Genomic DNA, 22,381 nt, shown 5'->3' with positions numbered 1-22,381 from the left:
AGTTCTTCATGGATCGGCTGATCTACACCGCGATGTCGGGGAGCGCGCAGGCGCTCGAACAGCAGGCGATCGTCGCGAACAACCTCGCGAACGCGTCGACCACGGGCTTTCGCGCGCAGCTCGAAACCTACCGCGCCGTGCCGATGTCGTTCGGCGACGGCAGCGCGATCAACGACGACACGACCCGTACCTTCGTGCTGTCGTCGACACCGGGCGCCGACTACACGCCGGGGCCGATCCAGCAGACGGGCAATCCGCTCGACGTCGCGATTCAGGGGCCGGGCTGGCTGTCGGTGCAGACCGCCGACGGCAACGAGGCCTACACGCGCGCGGGCAATCTGCACATCGACGAAAACGGCCAGCTCGTGAACGCGACCAATCAGGTCGTGCTCGGCAACGGCGGGCCGGTATCGGTGCCGCCGGGCGCGCAGATCACGATCGGCAAGGACGGCACGGTGTCGGCATTGACGCCGGGCGATCCGCCCACCGCTGTGGTCACCGTCGATCAGCTGAAGCTGGTCAATCCCGATCCGCAGTCGCTCACGCGCGGCGATGACGGTCTGTTTCGCACCGCCGACGGCAATCCCGCCGACGCCGATCCGACCGTGACGGTCGCGCCGGCGTCGCTCGAAGGCAGCAACGTGAATCCGGTCAGCGCGATGGTCTCGATGATCACCAACGCGCGCCAGTTCCAGATGCAGACGCAGTTGCTGGAAAACGCCGACAAGAACGATCAGTCCGCCAACCAGCTGCTCAGCTTCAGCTAACGGATTGCCGCGGGGCGCCCTACGAGGCGCGCTCCGAGACCGCTTTGCATGGGGCCGGAGTAAGCGCTAAAGCGCCAACTCCGCCCGACATTGGAGAACCATAAGTGAACCGCTCACTGTATATCGCCGCCACCGGCATGAATGCGCAACAGGCGCAGATGGACGTGATCTCGAACAACCTCGCGAACGTCAGCACCAACGGCTTCAAGGGCTCGCGCGCGGTGTTCGAGGATCTGCTGTACCAGACCATCCGCCAGCCGGGCGCGAACTCGACGCAGCAAACCGAACTGCCGTCCGGCATCCAGCTCGGCACCGGCGTGCAACAGGTCGCGACCGAGCGTCTGTACACGCAGGGCAACCTGCAGCAGACCGGCAACTCGAAGGACGTCGCGATCAACGGCGGGGGCTTCTTCCAGGTGCAGATGCCCGACGGCACGACCGCCTACACGCGCGACGGCTCGTTCCAGACCAACGCGCAGGGTCAGCTCGTCACGTCGAGCGGCTACCAGGTGATTCCGGCGATCACGATCCCGACCAATGCCACCTCGCTGACGATCGGCAGCGACGGCGCGGTGTCGATCACCGTGGCCGGCTCGAGCAATACGCAGCAGCTCGGCACGATGCAGCTCGCGACCTTCATCAACCCGGCCGGCCTCGACGCCAAGGGCGAGAACCTGTTCTCGGAGACGGCGTCGTCGGGTGCGCCGAACGTGTCGCAGCCGGGTCTGAACGGCGCGGGCACGCTCAACCAGAGTTACGTGGAAGCGTCGAACGTGAACGTCGTGCAGGAACTGGTGAACATGATCCAGACGCAGCGCGCGTACGAAATCAACAGCAAGGCCGTGACGACCTCCGACCAGATGCTGCAGACCTTGAGCCAGATGCAGGTTTGAGGACTGGAAATTTAAGGCGGTAAACGATGATGTCGCACTCCACTCGCACTCCGGTTCATTCGCGCACGGCCGAGGCGCTCGTGCAGCTCACGCTGCTCGCCGCGCTCGGCGGCTGCGCCCAACTGCCGAGGGAACCGATCACCCAGCAGCCGATGAACGCGGTGCCGCCGCTGCCGCCGCAGGCGCAGGCGCCGGGCTCGATCTACAACCCGGGCTACGCGGGTCGGCCGCTGTTCGAAGACCAGCGGCCACGCAACGTAGGCGACATCATCACGATCGTGATCGCCGAGAACATCAACGCGACGAAGAACTCGGGCGCGAATGCGAGCCGCAACGGCAGCACGAACTTCAGCGTGCCGACCGCGGGCTTTCTCGGCGGCCTGTTCGCCAAGACCAACCTGAACGCGACCGGCGCCAACGGCTTTGCCGGCACCGGCGGCGCGAACGCGTCGAATACGTTCAACGGCACGATCACCGTGACCGTGACCGGCGTGCAGGCGAACGGCAACCTGATCGTGAGCGGTGAGAAACAGATGCTGATCAATCAGGGCAATGAATTCGTGCGCTTTTCCGGAGTCGTGAATCCCAACACGATTTCGAGTCTGAACGCCGTGTACTCAACCCAGGTCGCCGACGCGAAAATCGAATACTCCGCGAAGGGTTACATCAACGAAGCGGAGACCATGGGCTGGCTGCAGCGGTTCTTCCTCAACGTGGCGCCGTGGTGATCATGGGTACCGTCTTCAACACGCTGTCGCGCGCGGGCCGCGCACTGATGTTCGTCGCGCTCGCCTGCGCGGCGCTGCCGGCCGCGACGCCGGCGCACGCGGAGCGCCTGAAGGACCTCGTGCAGATCCAGGGCGTGCGCGACAACCCGCTGATCGGCTACGGCCTCGTGGTCGGCCTCGACGGCACCGGCGACCAGACCACGCAGACGCCGTTCACGACGCAGACGCTCGCGAACATGCTCGCGAACCTCGGCATCTCGATCAACAACCAGGCGGCGGGCTCCAGCAACTCGCAGTCGTCGCTGTCGAACATCCAGTTGAAGAACGTCGCCGCGGTGATGGTGACCGCGGTGCTGCCGCCGTTCGCGCGGCCGGGCGAAGCGATCGACATCACGGTGTCGTCTCTCGGCAATGCGAAAAGCCTGCGCGGCGGCACGCTGCTGCTCACGCCGCTGAAGGGCGCCGACGGCCAGGTGTATGCGCTCGGCCAGGGCAACGTCGCCGTGGGCGGAGCGGGCGCGAGCGCGAACGGCAGCAGGGTGCAGGTCAACCAGCTCGCCGCGGGGCGCATCACCAGCGGCGCGATCGTCGAGCGCTCGGTGCCGACGGCGGTGTCGCAGGCGGGCACCATGCAGCTCGACCTGAACGACATGGACTACGACACCACGCAGCGCGTCGTCGCGGCGATCGACAACGCGTTCGGCAGCGGCACCGCGACCGCGCTCGACGGCCGCACGATCCAGCTGCGCGCGCCGGCCGATCCGCAGCAGCAGGTCTCGTTCATGGCGCAATTGCAGAACCTCGAAGTGCGGCCCGGGCAGGCCGCCGCGAAGGTCATCCTGAACGCCCGCACCGGCTCGATCGTGATGAACCAGATGGTCACGCTGCAGAACTGCGCGGTCGCGCACGGCAATCTGTCGGTCGTGATCAATACGCAGCCGGTGGTGAGTCAGCCGGGCGCGTTCTCGAACGGCCGCACGGTGGTCGCGCAGCAGTCGCAGATCCAGATGAAGCAGGACAACGGCTCGCTGAAACTCGTGAACGCCGGTGCGAACCTCGCCGAAGTGGTGAAGGCGCTCAACGCGCTCGGCGCGACGCCCGCGGATCTGATGTCGATCCTGCAGGCCATGAAAGCAGCCGGCGCATTGCGCGCCGACCTTGAAATCATCTAAGGAGCACGCGAGATGAATTCCGATACGACCAATAGCGTCAACTCCGCCAACGATCTGACCAGCCGGTTCGCGCTCGACGTGCAGGGCTTCGGCGCACTCAGCGCGCAGGCGAAGGCCTCGCCGCAAGCCGGCATGAAGATGGCCGCGCAGCAGTTCGACGCCGTGTTCACGCAGATGATGTTGAAGAGCATGCGCGATGCAACGCCGCAGGACGGTCCGTTCGATTCGCACGACACGGCGACGTTCACGTCGATGATGGATCAGCAGATGGCGCAGCAGCTGTCGAAGAAGGGCATCGGCGTCGCCGACGCGATGCTCAAGCAACTGATGCGCAACCAGGGCATGCAGGTGGGTGGCGCGAACGGCGCGGGCGCGGCGGGTGGTCTCGCCGGCATGGCCAACGCGCTCGGCGGCGGTAGCGGCGGCGACGAAGGCCAGAGCGCGGCGCTCAACGCGCTCGCGCGTGCCTACGGCAACGCCCAGGCCAACGGTCAGCTCGGGCTCGGCCGCGCCTACTCGGCCAATAGCGCGCTGACGCCACCGGTGCGCGGCGACGGCAGCTCGTCGAAGGTCGACGCCTTCGTCGACAAGCTCGCCACGCCGGCGCAGGCCGCGAGCGCGGCGACCGGCATTCCGGCGCGCTTCATCATCGGTCAGGCCGCGCTCGAATCGGGCTGGGGCAAGAGCGAGATCAAGAAGGCCGACGGCTCGACGAGCCACAACGTGTTCGGCATCAAGGCGGGCAACGACTGGACCGGCAAGACCGTGTCGACGGTCACGACCGAGTACGTGAACGGCAAGCCGCAGCGCACGGTCGAGAAATTCCGCGCGTACGACTCGTACCAGGAAGCGATGACCGATTACGCGAGCATGTTGAAGAGCAATCCGCGTTACGCGCAGGTGATCAATTCGTCGCGCGACGTGAACGGTTTTGCGAACGGCATGCAGCGCGCCGGTTATGCAACCGATCCGCATTACGCGAAAAAGCTGCTGTCGATCATGCAGAAAATGGGCTGATTAAAAATAACGCACGCGACGGGCATCAAAGCGGTTTTAAAGGTGTCGGTAAAAGCGGCGATAAAAGCAGCAGAAAAACCGGCATCGGTAAAAAGCTCCGCAGGGTCCGGGGCGAGCAAGGTCGCGGAAAATAGGGCAGATACGCTTTTAACGTTTGCGCGAAATTTTCCGGCGAATATTTAAATTGAGCCCCTAAATTTTGGCTCGATGCTGCCGCTAACGAGTTAGACCCGATACCGGAATAACGCTGTAAGGTCCGGTCGAACGCGTGTGTTGCGGCTTTGCATGAAGACCCTCAGAGTCCATGGCTAGGCCCTGGCACGTGCCCGCAAGAACATGCTTACCGGCAAGCCCATGGATATGAACCAGTCGAACGGCCTGACTGACACGAACGGTCAGCCGCACGTCCCGCAAAACGAGAGCGCTTCCGATTTCGGCCGCCGCAATCCGCTGGAAATCGGCGTGCAGCTGCGCAATATCGTCAATCGCGGCGATTTCCTCACCGTCGAATATGCGGGCGGGCAGATCGTCACGCGCCTGCTCGACGTCGACGTGCGCGAGCGCACCTTCACCTTCGATTGGGGCGCGCTTGCCGATCAGAACAAGGGGCTGCTCAACGCGCCGCGCTGCCAGTTCCACGCGTCGCCCGACGGCGTGCGCGTCGAGTTCACGACCCCGACGCCACGCGAGACGCGCTTCGAGGGAATGCCGGCGTTCGAGGCCGACTTCCCCGAGGTGCTGTTCTACGTGCAGCGCCGCGAGTACTTCCGCGTCGCCGCGCCGATTCTCGACCCGTTCATGTGTACGGGCCGCCTGCCCGAGGGCGACACGTTCCGCTTCGAGGTGCACGACCTGTCGCTTGGCGGCGTCGGGATGCGCACGACCGACCTGCGCGTCGCCGCGCTGCCGATGGGCGCGCGCCTGATGGACTGCGAGCTCACGCTCGGCGCGCTCGGCCGTCTGTCGCTCGATCTGCAGCTCGTGTCGCATCGCTCGCTCGCGCTGCCGAACGGCACGCAGCGCTATCAGCTCGGCTTCCGTTTCCTGTCGCTGCCGGGCAGCGCGGAAAACACGCTGCAGCGGCTGATCACGCAGCTCGAAATGAAGCGCCGCTCGCTGGCGCGCTGAGCGGCGAGCCAACGCGCGGTGCCGTGCGCGCGACGCCCGGCACCGCGCGAACGCTTTGGCCGACGAAGCAAACGTTGCACTCGCGTCGGAGGCAACAGCGCGGCAACGTCGCGCAAACGAAACGGCATGGCCCTCAATTTTTCGCACGGTGGGCCGTTAAAGAGGATGTTCCACTAACGCGGTGGCATGTCTGCGATGCCGCCCTTCAGGATGACGCATGTCCAGCAATCTGTTGAATATCGGCCTTAGCGGACTCAACGCGGCCCAGTGGGGTTTGACGACGACTGGTGAGAACATCAGCAACGCGTCGACACCCGGCTATACGATGGAAACCCCGGTGTATTCGGAGACGGGCGGCACGTATACCGGCTCCGGCTACCTGCCGATGGGCGTCTCCACCGACACCGTGACGCGCGCGTACAGCCAGTACCTGACGACCCAGCTGAACAACGCGCAGTCGTCGAGCAGCGCGCTCACCGCGTACAACACGATGATCACCCAGCTCAACAACCTCGTCGGCAGTCCGACCGCCGGGATTGCGAGCGCGATCAGCGGTTACTTCACCGGGCTGCAGAACGTCGCCAACAACGCGTCGAGCGTGTCGACGCGGCAGACCGCGGTCAGCGACGCGCAGACGCTCGCGAACCAGATCAACGCGGCGGGCCAGCAGTACGACCAGTTGCGCTCGAGCGTCAACACGCAGCTGAGCAACTCTGTTACGCAGATCAACACCTACACCGCGCAGATCGCGTCGCTGAATACGCAGATCACGCAGGCGAGCAACCAGGGCCAGCCGCCGAACCAGTTGCTCGACGAACGCGACCAGGCGGTGTCGAACCTGTCCCAGCTGATCGGCGTGTCGGTGGTGCAGGACAACGGCAGCTATAGCCTGTTCATGTCGAGCGGACAGCCGCTCGTGCTGGCCGGCAACAGCTTCAATCTCGGCACGGCGACTTCGTCGGGTGATCCGAGCGAGCTGTCGGTCCAGTATCTCGGCCTGGCCGGGGCAAAGCCGACACCGACGCCGCAGACGCTGTCCGACACGAGCGTGTCCGGCGGCACGCTGGGCGGACTGCTGCAATTCCGCTCGCAAACGCTCGATCCGGCCGAGGCGCAACTCGGCGCGATCGCGACCAGCTTCGCCGCGCAGGTCAATGCGCAGAACGAACTCGGCCTGACGCTGAACGGCACCGCGGGCGGCGCGCTGTTCACGGTCGGCTCGCCGACCGTGTACGCGAACTCGCAGAACACCGGCAACGCTACGCTCGGTGTCTCGTTCGCCGACGCGACCCAGCCGACCACGGGCGACTACACGCTGTCGTACGACGGCAGCACCTACACGCTGACCGACAACCAGACCGGCAGCATCGTCGGTTCGGCGGCGAACCTGACCAACCCGATCGGCGGCCTGCAGTTCTCGGTCGCGAGCGGCACGATGAAGGCCGGCGACTCGTTCTCGGTCGAACCGACCCGCGGCGCGCTCGACGGCTTCGCGCTGACCACCACGTCGGCGTCGGCAATCGCGGCCGCGGCGCCGGTGCTCGCGTCGGCGTCGACGTCGAACACCGGCACCGGGACGATTACGCAAGGCACGGTATCTGCCGGCTACAGCGCGCCGACCAGCACCTCGACGATCACTTACACCGCGGGCACCGGCCTGACCGGCTTCCCGGTCGGCACGGTGGTGACAGTCGCCGGCTCGCCGTCCACGCAGTACACGATCAGCTCGGCGACGACCGCGGTGCCATACTCGCCGAGCTCGGGCGCGACGCTGACGATCACCAACCCGAGCAATTCGGCGAGCGCGGGCGTGATGAACAACGTGACGGTCACGATCAGCGGCACGCCCGCCAACGGCGACTCGTTCACGATCGGACCGAACACCGGCGCGACCAACGACGGCCGCAACGCGCAACTGCTGTCGAACCTGACTTCGGCGCAGGCGCTCGACGGCGGCACCTCGACGCTGACGGGCGCGTACGCGAGCTACGTCAACAACATCGGCAACCAGACCACGCAGATCCAGACCTCGGCGACCGCGCAAAGCACGCTCGTCACGCAGATCACGTCGGCGCAGCAGTCGGTGTCGGGCGTCAATATCAATGAGGAAGCGGCCAACCTGCTTCAGTACCAGCAGCTCTATCAGGCCAACAGCAAGGTCATCCAGACGGCGCAGACGCTGTTCCAGACTTTGCTTGGCATCTTCTCGTAAGGCGGAACCATGCGAATTTCGACCCAGCAGTACTTCAGCATGAACGTCGCGAACATGAGCAATCAGCAGGCTCAGTTGTCGCAGATCTATCAGGAAATCTCGAGCGGCGAGAGCCTGACCACGCCCGCCGACAATCCGCTCGGCGCCGCGCAGGCCGTGCAGCTCAGCTCGACGGCGTCCGCGCTGTCGCAGTACACGACGAACCAGAACGCGGCGCTCACGTCGTTGCAGGCCGAGGACTCGACGCTCTCCAGCGTCATCACGACGTTGCAAAGCGCGAACACGTTAGGCCTGCGCGCCGGCGACGGCAGTTTGAACGACGCCGACCGCACGGCGATCGCCGCGCAGCTGACCGCCCTGCGCGACCAGCTCGTCACCTCCGCGAATGCGAGCGACAGCTCGGGCAATGCGCTGTTCGCCGGTTTCCAGAATTCGACCCAGGCCTTCACGACCGATGCGGCCGGCAACGTCACCTATACGGGCGACACGGGCACGCGCACCGTGCAGGTCACCGATAGCAACGCGGTCTCGACCGGTGACAATGGGCTGTCGGTGTTCATGAGCGTCGGCGCGACCAACGCGCAGCCGATCGCCTCGGGCGACCCGGCCAATACCGGCAGCGGCGTGATCGGCGCGGTGTCGGTCAAGGATCCGACCAACGCGGGGAACGCGGACTCGTACCAGATCCAGTTCAGCGGCAGCGGCAGCTCGCTCACCTACACGGTCACTGACACGACGACCAACGTCGCGGGTACGGTGCAGCCGTACACGGCGGGCTCGGACATCACGATCGCGGGCCAGACCGTCGAAATCACAGGCACGCCGGCGGCCAACGACAAATTCACGGTGCAGCCGGCCAACCAGGCGGGCACCAACGTGTTCGCGAACCTGAACGCGATGATCGCCGCGCTCCAGCAGCCGGTGAGCGGCAACCCCGCGGCCTCGGCGAACCTGCAGAACGCGTTGAATACGGGCCTGTCGCAGCTTGGCAACACGCTGAACAACGTCACCGCGGTGCAGGCATCGGTCGGCGGCCGCGAGCAGGAAGTCAAGGCGCTGCAAACGGTGACGGAGACCAACTCACTGCAAACGCAAAGCGATCTCGCGGACCTGACCCAGACCGACATGGTCTCGACGATCAGCAAGTACTCGATGGAGCAGGCGGCCTTGCAGGCTTCGCAGCAAGCGTTCGTGCAGATCCAGAACATGTCGCTGTTCCAGTACATCAACAGCTGATGCCGCTCCCGGCGGCGCAATAAAGAAACCGGCGCGAGCCGGTTTTTTTATGTCCGCGATTTTCGGCGTTATCCCAGCGCCGCCGCGACCCGTCCCATCTCATCGATGCCGTTATCGAACAAGCGCACGAAGAACGGGATCATGTTCGGCAGCATCAGCTGCACGAGCAGCAGGCCGACCAGCATCGTCAGCGGAAAGCCGATCTGGAACACGCCGATCTGCGGCGCCGCGCGATTGAGAATGCCGAGCGCGAGGTTCGCGATCAGCAGTGCGACGACGACCGGCAACGCGAGCAGCAGCCCCGCCGAGAAGATCGAGCCGCCCCAGTTCGCGAGCGTCTGCCAACCGTGCGGCGCGAGCAGGTTCGCCGACACCGGCACCGACTGGAACGTCGTCACGAGCGCGGCGATCATCTGCAGATGACCGTCGACGGCGAGAAACACCAGCGTCGCGATCGTCGTCATGTAGCGTGAGATCACGACGCCCGAGCCGGTCGCCTGCTGGTCGAAGAAGGTCGCGAAGCCAAGGCCCATGCCGAGGCCGATGAAGTAGCCGGTCGCGTCGATCGCCTGGAACACGACCTGCATCGTCACGCCGAGCGCGATGCCGATCAGGAACTGGTTGACGAGAATCCACACGCCGGCCGCGGAAAACACGGTGACCTGCGGCAGCGCGCCGATCGTCGGGGCGACGATGATCGTCGCGAACGCGGCGAGACCGATTTTCACGCGCGAGGGCAGCGACATGTTGCCGAGCACCGGCGCGGTCGCGATCAGCGCGGCGATGCGCGCGAACGGCCACAGGAACGCGGTCAGCCAGACGTTCAGTTGCGCGTAGGTGACCGTGAACATGGAGTGGGGAGGGCAGGCGTGCCAGCGGCGCTCAGTTGACGAGCGTCGGAATGCTGGTGATCGTGTGGCGCAGATAGTCGAGCATCGTGGTCAGCATCCATGGTCCGGCGATCACCAGCGTGAGCGCGATCGCGAGCAGCTTCGGGATGAACGACAGCGTGCTTTCGTTGATCTGCGTGGCCGCCTGGAACAGGCTCACGACCAGACCGACGACGAGCGCGACGAGCAGCAGCGGGGCGGCCAGCACGAGGCCGACGTACATGGCCTGGTGGGCCAGCGTCATGACTGCTTCGGGTGTCATCGTGAGTGCCTGAGGAACAAGGAGTCGAAAAAATATCAGACGAAGCTCTGCGCGAGCGAGCCGAGCAGCAACTGCCAGCCGTCGACGAGCACGAACAGCATCAGCTTGAACGGCAGCGAAATCGTCGCCGGCGACACCATCATCATGCCCATCGACATCAGCACGCTCGCGACCACCATGTCGATGATCAGGAACGGAATGAAGATCGTGAAGCCGATCGTGAAGCCGGTCTTCAACTCGCTCGTCACGAACGACGGCACCAGCAGCGACAGCGGCACGTCTTCGGGCCCCTGCATCGGCGCCGCGTGCGAGATGCGCGCGAACAGCGCAAGGTCGCTTTCGCGGGTCTGACGCAGCATGAAGGTCTTGAACGGCGCGACGCCGCGCGCCACCGCCTGATCCATCGACATCGTGCCTTCGGAGAACGGCTTGTAACCTTCGTTATAGGCTTTATCGAGCACCGGCGACATCACGAACAGCGTCAGAAACAGCGCGAGACCGACGACCACCTGGTTCGGCGGCGTCGTGGTCGTGCCGAGCGCCTGGCGCAGCAGCGACAACACGATCACGATGCGCGTGAAGCTCGTCATCATCAGCACCATCGCGGGCAGGAACGACAGCATCGTGAGCAGCAGCATCGTCTGCACGCTCAGCGAGTAGGTCGTGCCGCCGTTGGGGCCGGGGCTCGTCGTGAACGCCGGCAGGCCGGCGGTTTGCGCGAAAGACAGCGTCGGCAGCGCGAACAGCAGTGCCGGCAGCGCGAGTTGAAGCGCTGCGGGGAGCGCCCGCCCCGCACGGCGCGTAAGCGCGAAGAACCAGGCTGACTGCCTGAAACTGACCTGCATTACCGATCCCCGCCGCGGTGCGCGTTGAAACGTTTGCCCACTTCGCCTTTCAGGGCGTCGCGAAAGCGTTGACCAAAAGTGCCGGAAAGCGGTGCTGGCGAAGCGGCAACCGTATCGGCCGCGACGGCACCCGCCGGCATCGTATGCAGCAGCCGCACGTTGCCGGGCGCGGCGCCGAGCACGAGCCACGTATCGCCGATCTCGACCACCGCGACGCGTTCCTTGCCACCGAGCGAAGCGCCGCCGACCGTCTTCACAAGACCGCCGCGCTGGCCCGGCTGCAGGCCGAAGCGTCGGGCGAGCCACGCGCAGCCGAACACGAGGCCGATCACAACCGCCAGCCCGACGAAGGTTTGCAGGACCGCGCCGACGCCGAGCGCCGGCACCGCGCTACCCGCGCCGACACCGGAGGCGATCTTCGCGGCGTTGTTGACGGCGTTCATGTCGGCGGCGTGCGCGACGGTGGACGCGACGGTGGACGCGAAAAGCGACGCGAGCAGCACGCCGCGACCTGCCAAACGTTTCATCGATTGAGTTTCCGGATGCGTTCGGACGGCGTGATGATGTCGGTCAGCCGGATACCGAACTTGTCGTTGACGACCACCACCTCGCCTTGCGCGATCAGGCAGCCGTTGACGAGCACGTCCATCGGTTCGCCGGCCATGCCGTCGAGTTCGACGACCGAGCCCTGCGCGAGCTGCAGCAGATTACGGATCGCGATCTTGGTGCGGCCGAGTTCGACCGTCATCTGGACGGGAATGTCCAGGATCATGTCGATGTCGTTGTGCGTCGAGGTCGGCGCGGCCTTCGACAGCGGCTGGAACACGGCGCCCGCGGCCGGGTTGATTTCGTCGTTGCCGTTCTGCTCGGCGAGCGCGCTTGCCCAGTCGGCCATCGCCGCGTCGTCTTCCACGGCGGACAGCTCGCCGGCGGCGAGTTGCTCGGCTGCCGCGAGATCGGTCTCGGGCTTTGCGTTCAGATCACTCATATCCACCTTCCTTCATCGTGTCGGCTGCGCTGATCATCTTCTGGACCCGCAACGCGTACTGACCATTGAAAATTCCGTAGCCGCATTCCATCACGGGCACGCCGTCTACTTTCGCGGTGATGTGCTCGGGGATGTTGATCGGCAGAACATCGCCTTTGCGCATGTTCAGGATCTGTTCGAACGTGACCGGCACCTGCGCGAGATCGGCGCTCAGCTGCACTTCGGCGGCCTGCACCTGCTGCGACAGCACGCGCACCCAGCGTCGGTCGACGTCCATCGCCTCGCCCTGGATCGGCGACGAGAGAATGTCGCGGATCGGCTCGATCATCGAGTAGGGCATGCAGATGTGCAGCGTGCCGCCCGTCGAGCCGAACTCGATCGAGAACTGCGTGACGATGACGATTTCGTTCGGCGTCGCGACGTTGGCGAACTGCGTGTGCATTTCCGAGCGCACGTATTCGAACTGCAGCGGACGCACGCTCTTCCACGACGCCGCGTAGTGCTCGAACGTCAGATTGAGCAGCTTCGTGATGATGCGCTGCTCGGTCTGCGTGAAATCGCGTCCTTCGACGCGCGTATGGAAACGGCCGTCGCCGCCGAACAGGTTGTCGACCACGAAGAACACGAGGTTCGGATCGAACACGAACAGCGACGTGCCGCGCAGCGGCTTCACGTGGACCAGGTTCAGGTTGGTCGGGATCGGCAGGTTGCGCGTGAACTCGCTGTACTTCTGCACCTTCACCGGGCCGACGGAAATTTCCGCCGAGCGCCGCATGAAGTTGAAAATGCCGACGCGCAACAGGCGCGCGAAGCGGTCGTTGATGATTTCGAGGCCCGGCATCCGGCCACGGACGATACGTTCCTGCGTGGCGATGTTGTACGGCCGCACGCCCGTGCGGTCGTTTTGCTCGGATTCCGTGTCGGATTCGCCGGTGACGCCCTTCAGAAGGGCATCGACCTCCTCCTGGGACATGAACTCTTCGTGGCCCATTGCTTATTCCTCGTGCGTCCCTTGGCGATTGATGATGGCAGCGCTTGACAACGTCACGTCACTGCACGACGAATTCGGTGAACAGCACGTCCTGCACGCGGATCGGTGCGGCGCCCTTGTCAATCGGCTCGGTGATCAGCGTCTTCAGCTCTTCGGCGAGCGCGCGCTTGCCTTCGAGCGGCGCGAGTTCTTCGGGGTGCTTGTTCGACAGCGCGAGCAGGATGCGGCTGCGCACTTCCGGCATGTGATCGGTGAGCGCCTGCTGGGTGGCGGCATCGCCGAGCTTGAGCGTGAGGCCGATGCGCAGGAAGTGTTGCTGGCCGTCGTCCGATTGCAGGTTGACGGTCATCGATTCGAGCGGGAAGAACAGCGGCACGGCGGATTGCGCCGGCGCGGCTTCGGCCGATACCGCGACGGGTGCGCGCTTCGACATGAAGAACCACACGCCGGCACCGGCAGCGCCCGCGGCGATCAGCGCAATGAGGACGATCAGGATGATGCGCTTCATGGGGCCCGGCGAGGCGGGCGCGGCTTGTTGCGGGGCGGTCGTGGTTGCCATTTGGTTTGCCAGCTTGTTGCTGGCCTAGTAAGGGTTAGGGTGATTGTTGTTGATTTGCCTGCGGCGCTATGGGTCGAAAAGAAGGGCTATTTCTGGCTATTTCTGGCTGTTTCTGGTTTTTGGGGTTTTTTTTTGTCGTTGTTCTGGCTTTTTTGGCCTTTCCTTGCTTTGTTATCGGTCTATTAGCGTTGCCCCTGTGCGGGGCGGCACCTACTTTCTTTGCTGCTGCAAAGAAAGTAGGCAAAGAAGACAGCTCAAACCGCCAACTCTTAAGCGGGTCCCTCGGTCTGCATGAGGTAGTGGTGCATCTGGAATCCGTGCTCCCGCACATTCCGCTCCAGTGACAAGGCAGTCATTCTTCCGGCGGCGCTACGCGCGCCGAAACCCCGTTCAAAACCCACTGGTGGTTTCGGCGCACCGCCGAGGCGCAGCCGAGGGCCCCCGCTGCGCGGGCAAAACCATTGGTTTCCCTGGCAGACCCGTCCGCGACGCACGTAGTGCGGAGTGGGAGGGATGACGGCTTTGTCACGAACGGGGAATGTGCGGGGGCCCGGATTCCAGATGCACCACTACCCCTTCCAAGCTAGGGGACCCGCTTATGAGCTTGCGGTTTGAGCTGTCTTCTTTGCCTACTTTCTTTGCAGCAGCAAAGAAAGTAGGTGCCGCCCCGCACAGGGGCAACGCTAATAGACCGATAAGACAACAAGGAAAGGCCAACACCGCAAAGAACAACGACAAAAAAGCGCCCCGCCTCGCTCTAGGCAAACGTATCGACCAATCCAACCTGCTGCCGCACGGCAACATTCCCGATGGCATCGCTGGAACTGTCCCCTGCAAGGGCGCCCCCACCACCACTACCCCTCTTCCCATTCCCCCCACCCGCGCCAGCGCTCTGCTGCTGTTGCCCGCTCTGCCGCGCAAACCCATCACTCACACTCGCACTGCCAAGCCCAATCCCATTCGACTCCATCGCCTCGCGAAGCTTCGGCAACGCCGCCTCGACCGCCTCCCGCACCGACTGGTGCTGCGAAACGAACAGCGCATGCGCATGGTTATCCGCCACCTGCAACACGACCTGCAACGGCCCCAGATCCTTCGGATTGAGCGTCAGCTCAGCGCTCTGCGAATGCGCATTCGACAAAAACACCACCTTCTGGCTCAGCGCGTCTTCCCAGTCGCTCGTGCCGACCTGCGGCGTCAACGCATTCGCGGCGGCGGCCGCGCTCGCATTGCCCGTACTCTGCGCTGCCGCCGTCGTGCTCGCGGCGTTCGCTGCCGCCTGCGTCGCGGCCAGCGCGGCGTTCGCCGCCTCGGACGCGCTGCGCACCGATGCGAGGTTGTCCGCCTGGCCGCTCGTCGCGGCCGCGGCGCTCAACGCGTCGGCGGCCGACTTCGCTGCCGACGGATCGGCCAGCGCGGTCGCGGCAGCCGTCGCCGTCGACGTCGTGTGGGTCGTCGAGGCGCCCTTGCCGTTGCCGAACAGGCCGCTCGCGAGCGTCTTGTCGTCCGACGTGCCGTTCAGGCCGTTTTTCGTGTTGCCCAAGCCGCCCGCCGCGCTCGACACGCTCGTGGCTTTTGCGGCCGCGCCGCCAGCAAGCGCGACCGCGGGCACCGCGCCCTGGCCGCTCGACAGCGCGGACAGCGCACGCTGCAACGCATCCTGCAGCGACTTCGGATCGACCGCGCCTTTCCTGCTTGCCGCGGTGGCCGCGAGCGCGCTCGTGGCCGTGCCGGCCAGCGCGCTCACCGCATCGGCGGCGGAGCTCGCGGCATCGGTCGTGGTGGTGGCGTTCGAGTCGGCGTTGTTGGCGACGACCTGTGCCTGCGCTTGCGCCTGAGCCTGGGCGGCAGCCGCAGCGGCCGCGAGCGCGCCAGCGTCGGTTTGCGCCTTGGTGTCTTTCTGCCGGGCTTGCGTCGCGGTCGTCTGGCTGTTCGATGCCTGCTGCGTTGGTGTCGTCGACGCCGTGGACGACGACGATGACGCGCTGCTGCTCGCCGCGTTGCTCGCTGTGCCGTTGCCGTTCTGGCTGCCGCTCGCGCTCTGCTGCGAGGAAGCGGGAGCGGACGTGGAAGCGGGCGGCGGCGCACTGGGCGCGCTCGGCGCCGAGGCTTGCGACGCCGTCGCTGAACTGGTGTGCTGTTGATTCGCGCTGTTCTGCTGGTCGATGCTTTGCTGCAAGGTCTGCGCGAACGGGCTCGAGACCGCGGCGTTCGCGGACGCGCTGCTCGACCCATTGCCGCTCGTGTCGAGCAGCGTGCTCAGTTGGGAGCCGATCTGTGAAAGAAGCGACATAAAGAATCCTGTGAATCGGTCGAACGGGTGTGCCGTCAGGCTTTGGCCGCGAGGCAAGGCCTCACGCGCCGTCGGCTCGCATGCGCAGACTCCGCGCCGCAAATTCGTCGGCGTCGCGCTGTTCGCGCCGCGCCGCAACCTTCGCCTCGGCCGCCTCGCCGCGCGCCTGCAGCACTTCGTACGAGCCGAGCTTCTGCTTGTGGCGCTGCCAGTCGGGCTTCGCCGCCTCGAGGCGCGCGCTCGCCGCCGCGAGCAGGCTGCGCTGCTGCTCGATCGCGGCATCGAGCGTATCGATGAACGCCTGGAAGTTGCGCATGTTGCCGGCCGGCATGCCCGACTGCGCGCTCTCCATGAAGCGTGCGTAGTATTCGTCGCGGTACTGCACGAGCGCATCGAGTTGCGCCTGAACGTCGTTGCGCTCGCGCTGCGCGCGGCCGAGCCGCTGCGCGGCGGCATCCACGTCGTCCTGCGCGAGACCGATCAGCGTCTTGATCGGGAAATGTTTCGACATCGTCAGCCTCCTCGGCCCTAAGCAAACAGCGCGTTCAGCATGTCGATGCTCGGCTGGAAGTTCGCGCACTCGCGAAAGCCTTGCTGCAGGAACGCTTCCATCCGCGGATACAGCGCGATCGCGCGATCGAGCACCGCGTCGCGCCCGCTCGAATACGCGCCGACGTTGATCAGATCGCGGTTACGCTGATAGCGCGACAGCATCTGCTTGAACATACGCGTTTTATTCAGATGGTTATCGTCGATCAGCGCGGTCATTGCCCGGCTAATCGACGCTTCGATATCGATCGCAGGGTAGTGGCCGGCTTCGGCGAGCGAGCGCGACAGCACGATGTGGCCGTCGAGAATCGCGCGCGCCGAGTCGGCGATCGGGTCCTGCTGGTCGTCGCCTTCGGTGAGCACCGTGTAGAACGCGGTGATCGAGCCGCCGCCCGCCGGTCCGTTGCCGGTGCGCTCGACGAGCGCCGGCAGCTTCGCGAACACCGACGGCGGATACCCCTTGGTCGCGGGCGGCTCGCCGATCGCGAGCGCGATCTCGCGCTGCGCCATCGCGTAACGGGTCAGCGAATCCATTAGCAGCAGCACGTGCTTGCCCTGGTCGCGGAAGTATTCGGCGAGCGAGGTCGAGTACGCGGCGGCCTGCATCCGCAACAGCGGCGACACGTCCGCCGGCGCGGCGACCACGACCGAGCGCGCCAACCCTTCCTCGCCGAGAATCTGTTCGATGAACTCCTTCACTTCGCGGCCACGTTCGCCGATCAGGCCGATCACGATCACCTCGGCGCTGGTGTAGCGCGCCATCGTGCCGAGCAGCACCGATTTACCGACGCCCGAACCCGCGAACAGCCCCATCCGTTGACCACGACCGACGGTCAACAGCGAGTTGATCGCGCGCACGCCGACGTCGAGCACCTTGTGAATCGGCTCGCGATTGAGCGGATTGATGACCGGCGCGGACAGCGGCGCGTCCCTTTGCGTGCCGAGCGGTCCGAGCCCGTCGAGCGGACGGCCGGATGCATCGAGCACGCGGCCGAGCAATTCCCAGCCGACCGGTAGACGCTTCGCGCCCGCGAGCGGGTCGGCGATCGGCGCGCTTTCGAGCGGAAAGACCCGCGCGCCGGGCAACAGGCCGATCACTTCGGTGGTCGGCATCAGGAACAGCTTGTCGCCGGAGAAGCCGACCACTTCGGCTTCGGCCATCGGCAGCGAACTGCCGGGCGGCAACTCGATCATCACTTCGGCGCCGACCGACAGACGCAGGCCGACCGCTTCGAGCACGAGACCGGCCGCGCGTGTGAGACGCCCGCACGCGCGCAGCGGCTTCGCGATCGCGTTGCGCGCGCGCAGCGCGTCGAGCTGGCCGCGCCATGCCTGCATGTGGGGATTGATGTCGAGCGCGGGATCGTAGGACGGCGCGTGCGGAGCGTGAGCGGCGCAAGCACTGCGCGCAGCGTGGTCCGTCGCGGCGGACTCGCGGCTCGCCGCCGCGCCTGTCGCTGGATGTGCGCTCGCAGGAGCGTGCCATGCCGCATCCGGGGGCTGCGGAATACCGGCCGACTCGACATCGGCCAGCGCCTCGGCGCCGAACGACGCCAAGGCGAGCTCGCGTTCGAGCGGCGTCAGATCGCTCGCGCGGATCTCGTCGAGCGTCGGCTTCACCACGTGCTCACCTTGCCGAGCGCGGCGGCGACGCGCTGCCAGCGCGTGTCGATGCCCGCGTCGACCTCGCCGGTGCCGGCCTGCGCGCGGCAACCGCCACGCTCCACCGATGCGTCGGTGCGCACGGTCCAGCCGCGCGTTTGCAATTCATCGAGCAGATACGCCTCGACGACCGGCAGATCGGCGGGACTCACGATCAGCGCCGGCGCGCCGGCGAGCGCGGGCTCGGCCGCGAGTACCTCGCGCGCGGCCGCGATCAGTGCGGTCGGGTCGTGCTGCACGTGCTGGCGCACGACCTGCTGCGCGATGTCGAGCGCGAGTGCGATCAGCGTTTCGGAGATCGCGTGCTGCGCGCCATCGAGCGCGCTCTTGAAGGTTTCGGCGAGCGCGGCGAGCCGCATCGCTTCCTCGCGCGCCTCGGTCTGGCCTTGCGCGAAACCCTGCGCGTGCCCCTGGTCATAGCCCGCCTGATAGCCGAGCGCCTGGCCGGCCACATGACCGGACGCGACGCCCTGTGCATGCGCGGCTTCGCGGCGGTGCTCGAGTTCGGCTTCGAACGCGCGCTCGTCGAACTCGGGTTCGGCCGGCGGCGGCGCCGGCGGAGCCGGGTCGAACGACGCCATCTCCCAGCGCTGGTAGGCCGAGAGGCTTTCCTTTGCCGGGGCGTTCGGATCAGACATAGGCGTCTTCCGCCTTGCCGCCTAGAACGATCTGTCCGCTCTCGGCCAGGTTGCGCACGATCTGCAGGATGCGGCGCTGCTGCGTCTCGACTTCGGACACGCGTACCGGGCCGCGCGCGTCGAGGTCTTCGGCGAGCAACTCGGCCGCGCGCTGCGACATGTTCGACAGGAACTTCTGACGCAGCGCGGGCGCCGCGCCCTTCAGCGAGATGATCAGCGCTTCGGATTCGACTTCCTTCAGCAGCAGCTGGATCGCGCGGTCTTCGAGGTCGAGGAGATTCTCGAACACGAACATCTGGTCGATGATCTTCTGCGCGAGCTCGGCGTCGTACTGGCGCACGTTTTCGATGACGCCTTCCTCGTGGTTGCTGGACATGAAGTTCAGAATCTCGGCGGCCGTGCGGATACCGCCCATCGGGCTGCGCTTCAGGTTGTCGCTGCCGGACAAGAGGCCGGTCAGCACGTCGTCGAGCTCGCGCAGCGCGGCCGGCTGGATGCCGTCGAGCGTCGCGATCCGCAGCAGCACGTCGTTGCGCAGCCGGTCCGTGAAACAGCCGACGATCTCCGAAGCCTGATCGCGGTCCAGATGCACGAGGATCGTCGCGATGATCTGCGGATGCTCGTTCTTGATCAGTTCCGCGACCGCCGCCGAGTCCATCCACTTCAGGCCTTCGATGCCGCTCGTGTCGCTGCCCTGCAGGATCCGGTCGATGATCGCGCCGGCCTTGTCGTCGCCGAGCGCCTTGGTCAGCACGGAGCGGATGTAATCGCTCGAATCGAGCGACATGCCGGTGTGCTGCTCGGCCTCGCGCACGAACTCCTGCAGCACCTCGTCGACCTGTTCGCGGGTGACGTTCTTCAGCGCGGCCATCGCGACGCCGATTTTCTGAACCTCACGGGGGCCCAGAAACTTGAACACCTGCGCCGCCTCTTCCTCGCCGATCGACATCAGCAGCAGCGCGCTCTTCACTACGCCTTCAGCGCTCATCGGACACCCAGTTCTTGACGACGGTTGCTACGACCTTCGGATCCTGACGCGCGATGCTGCGCGCGAACTCCAGGTTCCGCTCGTATTTGTGCTTCGCGTTTTCGAGCGCGAGATGCTCGCTATCCGCTTCGATTTCCACCACCGCGCCATCGCGCTCCTCGGCCGGGATGCCGTCGAGCAGCACCGGTTCGTCGGGCGCCATCAGCGCGGCAACCGGCTCGGGCGGCGGCGGGAAGGCGCGGCGCAGCGCCGGCTTCACCATCACGAAGTAGAGGAACAGGGCCACCGCGCCGATGCCGAGGTACGTCGCGATCTGCTTGTACAGCGCGAGCATGTCGGGCGTGCGCCACCACGGCAGGTCGGCGTTCGGGTCGAGCTCGGTGGTAAACGCGCTGTTGACCACGTTGACCGAGTCGCCGCGCGACGCGTCGAAGCCCATCGCGTCCTTCACGAGCTGGGTGATCTGTGCGAGCTTGTCGGCGCTGACCGGCTGCATCGTCACGTGACCCTTCGGATCGACGACCCGCAGATAATTGACCACCACCGCGACCGACAGCCGGCGGATGCCGCCCATCGGCTGGTCGACGTGGCGCACGGTCTTGTCGAGTTCGTAGTTGGTGGTCGAATCCTTGCGGTCGCTGACCGGCGTCGTGGTGACCGAGCTCGCGCCGTTGCCCGCCACGATCGGCGCGGAGGCCGGCTGCGGCGGCTGGTTCGACAGCGCGCCCGGCACCCCCGAGGCGCCGCCTTGCGACATTTCGGTGGCGCTGCTCGACTGCTGGCTGCGGATCGCGGCCTGCTGCGGATTGCCGTTCGGGCCGTAGTTCTCGGAGGTCTGCTCGCTGTGCGAGAAGTCGATGTCGGCGCTGACCTGCGAGCGCGCGTTGCCGGCGCCGAACAGCGGCGCGAGGATCGTGTCGATGCGCTGCTGGGTGTTGCGCTCGATCTGCTGGCGGAACTTCAGCTGGGTCGCATCGAGTCCGCTGCCATTGGTTGGCTGCGTGAGCAGGTTGCCGTCCTGGTCGAGGATCGTCACGCCGCGCACCGGCATTTCCGGCACCGCCGAGGCCACCATGTGCGTAATCGCGACGACCTGCCCTTCGTCGAGCACGCGGCCCGGGTACAGGTTCACGAGCACCGCCGCCGACGGCGCTTCCTTGTCGCGCACGAACACGCTCGGCTTCGGAATCGCGAGATGCACGCGCGCCGATTTGACGCTCGAGATCGCTTCGATCGTGCGTTCGAGTTCGCCTTCGAGCGCGCGCTGATAGTTGATCTGCTCGTCGAACTGGCTGATGCCGAATTTCTGGTTGTCCATCAGCTCGAAGCCGACCGAGCCACTCTTCGGCAGCCCCTGCGATGCGAGGCGCAGGCGCATCTCGTGGACCTGCTCGGCCGGCACGAGGATCGCGCTGCCGCTTTCGGACAGCTTGTACGGAATATTGGCCTGCTGCAGCGCGGTGATGATCGAGCCGCCGTCGCGGTCGGACAGATTGCTGTAGAGCACCTTATAGCTGGGCGCGCGCGACCACAGGAACAGGCCGGCGACGACCGCCACCAGCAGCGCGACCGCGAACACGAGCGGCGCGCGCGGGTTGCCGCGCATCTGCGCGAGTCCGGACAGACGCTGGCCGAAATTGCCGCCGATACCTCCCAGGCCGCCGAGGCCACCGAGGTCGGCCATGCCGCCGGCCTGGCCGCTACCGGCCTGACCGGCAGCGGGCTGCGCGCCGGCGAGCCCCATACGGGCGTCGGGGTTGATCAACGAGTTGGCAGACGAATCCATGCGTCGGGTTTCTCCGGGGAATGCCTTGGCGTTCTGTCGTGATGCCGCGCCGGGGCTGGGCGGACGGACAGAGACTTTCACCTTTGAAATTATCCGCAGCGCCGCTGAACCCGATTGCTTGAATAGAGCGGGGTTTTCCCTCTAGTTTCGGGACTTTCCGCGAGGAGCCGCTGCTATGCTTTCGTCCAGATCGGTACACCGTCCGGCGGTCCGATCGCACATCCAACGGAGAAAACATGACCATGCCCGTGAACGCGCTATCGTCGGCGCTGCAACAGATGCAGGCGATGGCGGCGCAGGCGGCCGGCGACGCGACCCCGGCGGCGGAGCAATCCGGCGCGGCGACGCCCACCAACTTCGCGGCGGCGCTGAAGGCTTCGCTCGACAAGATCAGCGGCGACCAGCAGAAGGCGGTCGGCGAGTCGCAGGCGTTCGAGCTCGGTGCGTCGAACGTCTCGCTGAACGACGTGATGGTCGACATGCAGAAGGCCAACATCGGCTTCCAGTTCGGCCTGCAGGTGCGTAACAAGCTGGTCGCCGCGTACAACGACATCGCGCAGATGTCGATCTGAGCGGGATCGCGCGTGTCCGCCTGAAGGGCTGCCTGAAGGGCTGCCTGAAGGACCGCCTGAAGGTCCACACGAGTCCCGTCCGACGATCCGGCACGCCGCTGCCGGCGCTTGCGCCGGCGGCTTCGTGCCGTGTTTCCGGTGCCCGCCCAGCGGCGCTTTCGATCCTCCTTACACCGGACTAAAGCTTTGTCGTCGCGCATCCGAT

At 65.8% G+C, this 22,381-nt stretch carries 23 protein-coding genes; 10 read left to right on the top strand and 13 right to left on the bottom strand.

Going from position 1 to position 22,381, the window contains the following annotated elements; translation table 11 throughout:
• Positions 1–8: 8 nt before the first annotated feature.
• The 8 genes from flgF to flgL all read left to right on the top strand — a co-directional run bounded on the left by flgF (position 9) and on the right by flgL (position 9,153).
• Positions 9–767, top strand: coding sequence for a flagellar basal-body rod protein FlgF (gene flgF, locus HDG34_RS31650; RefSeq protein ID WP_184065937.1), 759 nt, complete (start codon positions 9–11; stop codon positions 765–767).
• A 104-nt stretch (positions 768–871) separates the two neighbouring features.
• Complete coding sequence (gene flgG / locus HDG34_RS31645) at positions 872–1,660, top strand: flagellar basal-body rod protein FlgG (protein ID WP_184065934.1); 789 nt, start codon at positions 872–874, stop codon at positions 1,658–1,660.
• A gap of 29 nt (positions 1,661–1,689) precedes the next feature.
• Positions 1,690–2,388, top strand: coding sequence for a flagellar basal body L-ring protein FlgH (gene flgH / locus HDG34_RS31640; protein ID WP_184066049.1), 699 nt, complete (start codon positions 1,690–1,692; stop codon positions 2,386–2,388).
• A 2-nt stretch (positions 2,389–2,390) separates the two neighbouring features.
• Positions 2,391–3,560, top strand: coding sequence for a flagellar basal body P-ring protein FlgI (locus HDG34_RS31635; protein ID WP_026225507.1), 1,170 nt, complete (start codon positions 2,391–2,393; stop codon positions 3,558–3,560).
• Between the two features lie 12 nt (positions 3,561–3,572).
• Entirely contained in the window at positions 3,573–4,577 is a 1,005-nt protein-coding gene (flgJ, locus tag HDG34_RS31630) for a flagellar assembly peptidoglycan hydrolase FlgJ (RefSeq protein WP_184065931.1), read from the top strand.
• A gap of 354 nt (positions 4,578–4,931) precedes the next feature.
• Positions 4,932–5,705: a flagellar brake protein gene (locus HDG34_RS31625; RefSeq protein ID WP_184065917.1), complete on the top strand. Its 774-nt coding sequence runs from the start codon at positions 4,932–4,934 to the stop codon at positions 5,703–5,705.
• Positions 5,706–5,922: 217 nt separating this feature from the next.
• Complete coding sequence (flgK, locus tag HDG34_RS31620) at positions 5,923–7,917, top strand: flagellar hook-associated protein FlgK (RefSeq protein WP_184065903.1); 1,995 nt, start codon at positions 5,923–5,925, stop codon at positions 7,915–7,917.
• Between the two features lie 9 nt (positions 7,918–7,926).
• On the top strand, positions 7,927–9,153 hold the full coding sequence (gene flgL / locus HDG34_RS31615; protein ID WP_184065899.1) for a flagellar hook-associated protein FlgL: 1,227 nt from the start codon (positions 7,927–7,929) through the stop codon (positions 9,151–9,153).
• A 68-nt stretch (positions 9,154–9,221) separates the two neighbouring features.
• Here flgL and fliR read toward each other — a convergent pair whose 3' ends face one another.
• From fliR to fliL, 7 genes are read right to left on the bottom strand one after another with little or no spacing between them, the layout of a single operon-like run.
• Positions 9,222–10,004, bottom strand: coding sequence for a flagellar biosynthetic protein FliR (gene fliR, locus HDG34_RS31610; protein WP_090802523.1), 783 nt, complete (start codon positions 10,002–10,004; stop codon positions 9,222–9,224).
• Positions 10,005–10,035: 31 nt separating this feature from the next.
• Complete coding sequence (gene fliQ / locus HDG34_RS31605; protein WP_090802525.1) at positions 10,036–10,305, bottom strand: flagellar biosynthesis protein FliQ; 270 nt, start codon at positions 10,303–10,305, stop codon at positions 10,036–10,038.
• 35 nt (positions 10,306–10,340) lie between these two features.
• A complete protein-coding gene (fliP, locus tag HDG34_RS31600; protein ID WP_184065895.1) occupies positions 10,341–11,150 on the bottom strand; it encodes a flagellar type III secretion system pore protein FliP in 810 nt (269 codons plus the stop codon).
• Positions 11,150–11,677 (bottom strand): flagellar biosynthetic protein FliO, encoded by a 528-nt coding sequence (fliO, locus tag HDG34_RS31595; protein ID WP_184065892.1) that lies wholly within the window; start codon positions 11,675–11,677, stop codon positions 11,150–11,152. Before fliO ends, fliP begins: the two co-directional genes overlap by 1 nt.
• Entirely contained in the window at positions 11,674–12,138 is a 465-nt protein-coding gene (gene fliN, locus HDG34_RS31590) for a flagellar motor switch protein FliN (protein ID WP_090802529.1), read from the bottom strand. The genes fliO and fliN overlap by 4 nt, the downstream gene beginning before the upstream one ends.
• Positions 12,131–13,129, bottom strand: a complete 999-nt coding sequence (gene fliM, locus HDG34_RS31585; protein WP_184065889.1) for a flagellar motor switch protein FliM — start codon at positions 13,127–13,129, stop codon at positions 12,131–12,133. The genes fliN and fliM overlap by 8 nt, the downstream gene beginning before the upstream one ends.
• A gap of 58 nt (positions 13,130–13,187) precedes the next feature.
• A complete protein-coding gene (fliL, locus tag HDG34_RS31580) occupies positions 13,188–13,688 on the bottom strand; it encodes a flagellar basal body-associated protein FliL (RefSeq protein ID WP_090802533.1) in 501 nt (166 codons plus the stop codon).
• A 68-nt stretch (positions 13,689–13,756) separates the two neighbouring features.
• Here fliL and HDG34_RS31575 point away from each other — a divergent pair, with 68 nt between their 5' ends.
• The gene (locus HDG34_RS31575) at positions 13,757–14,032 is read left to right on the top strand and encodes a hypothetical protein (protein WP_184065886.1); all 276 of its coding nucleotides are present in this window, start codon (positions 13,757–13,759) and stop codon (positions 14,030–14,032) included.
• Between the two features lie 413 nt (positions 14,033–14,445).
• On the opposite strand, the gene HDG34_RS31570 is transcribed toward HDG34_RS31575, so the two are convergent.
• From HDG34_RS31570 to fliF, 6 genes are all read right to left on the bottom strand, one after another.
• The gene (locus HDG34_RS31570) at positions 14,446–15,981 is read right to left on the bottom strand and encodes a flagellar hook-length control protein FliK (RefSeq protein WP_184065883.1); all 1,536 of its coding nucleotides are present in this window, start codon (positions 15,979–15,981) and stop codon (positions 14,446–14,448) included.
• Positions 15,982–16,042: 61 nt separating this feature from the next.
• Positions 16,043–16,492 carry a flagellar export protein FliJ gene (gene fliJ, locus HDG34_RS31565; protein WP_090802535.1) on the bottom strand — a complete coding sequence of 150 codons (450 nt, stop codon included), beginning with the start codon at positions 16,490–16,492 and terminating at the stop codon, positions 16,043–16,045.
• A gap of 17 nt (positions 16,493–16,509) precedes the next feature.
• Positions 16,510–18,153, bottom strand: a complete 1,644-nt coding sequence (fliI, locus tag HDG34_RS31560) for a flagellar protein export ATPase FliI (RefSeq protein WP_184065879.1) — start codon at positions 18,151–18,153, stop codon at positions 16,510–16,512.
• Positions 18,147–18,830 carry a flagellar assembly protein FliH gene (fliH, locus tag HDG34_RS31555; RefSeq protein WP_090802539.1) on the bottom strand — a complete coding sequence of 228 codons (684 nt, stop codon included), beginning with the start codon at positions 18,828–18,830 and terminating at the stop codon, positions 18,147–18,149. Before fliH ends, fliI begins: the two co-directional genes overlap by 7 nt.
• On the bottom strand, positions 18,823–19,818 hold the full coding sequence (gene fliG, locus HDG34_RS31550) for a flagellar motor switch protein FliG (protein WP_018418745.1): 996 nt from the start codon (positions 19,816–19,818) through the stop codon (positions 18,823–18,825). Before fliG ends, fliH begins: the two co-directional genes overlap by 8 nt.
• Positions 19,808–21,604: a flagellar basal-body MS-ring/collar protein FliF gene (fliF, locus tag HDG34_RS31545; RefSeq protein WP_184065876.1), complete on the bottom strand. Its 1,797-nt coding sequence runs from the start codon at positions 21,602–21,604 to the stop codon at positions 19,808–19,810. Before fliF ends, fliG begins: the two co-directional genes overlap by 11 nt.
• Positions 21,605–21,840: 236 nt before the next feature.
• Here fliF and fliE point away from each other — a divergent pair, with 236 nt between their 5' ends.
• Entirely contained in the window at positions 21,841–22,176 is a 336-nt protein-coding gene (fliE, locus tag HDG34_RS31540; protein WP_090802541.1) for a flagellar hook-basal body complex protein FliE, read from the top strand.
• Positions 22,177–22,381: the final 205 nt, after the last annotated feature.

The sequence above is a fragment of the Paraburkholderia sp. HC6.4b genome (assembly GCF_014200875.1).
Taxonomy (GTDB): domain Bacteria; phylum Pseudomonadota; class Gammaproteobacteria; order Burkholderiales; family Burkholderiaceae; genus Paraburkholderia; species Paraburkholderia tuberum.
This window is presented reverse-complemented; position numbering and strand designations above follow the sequence as displayed.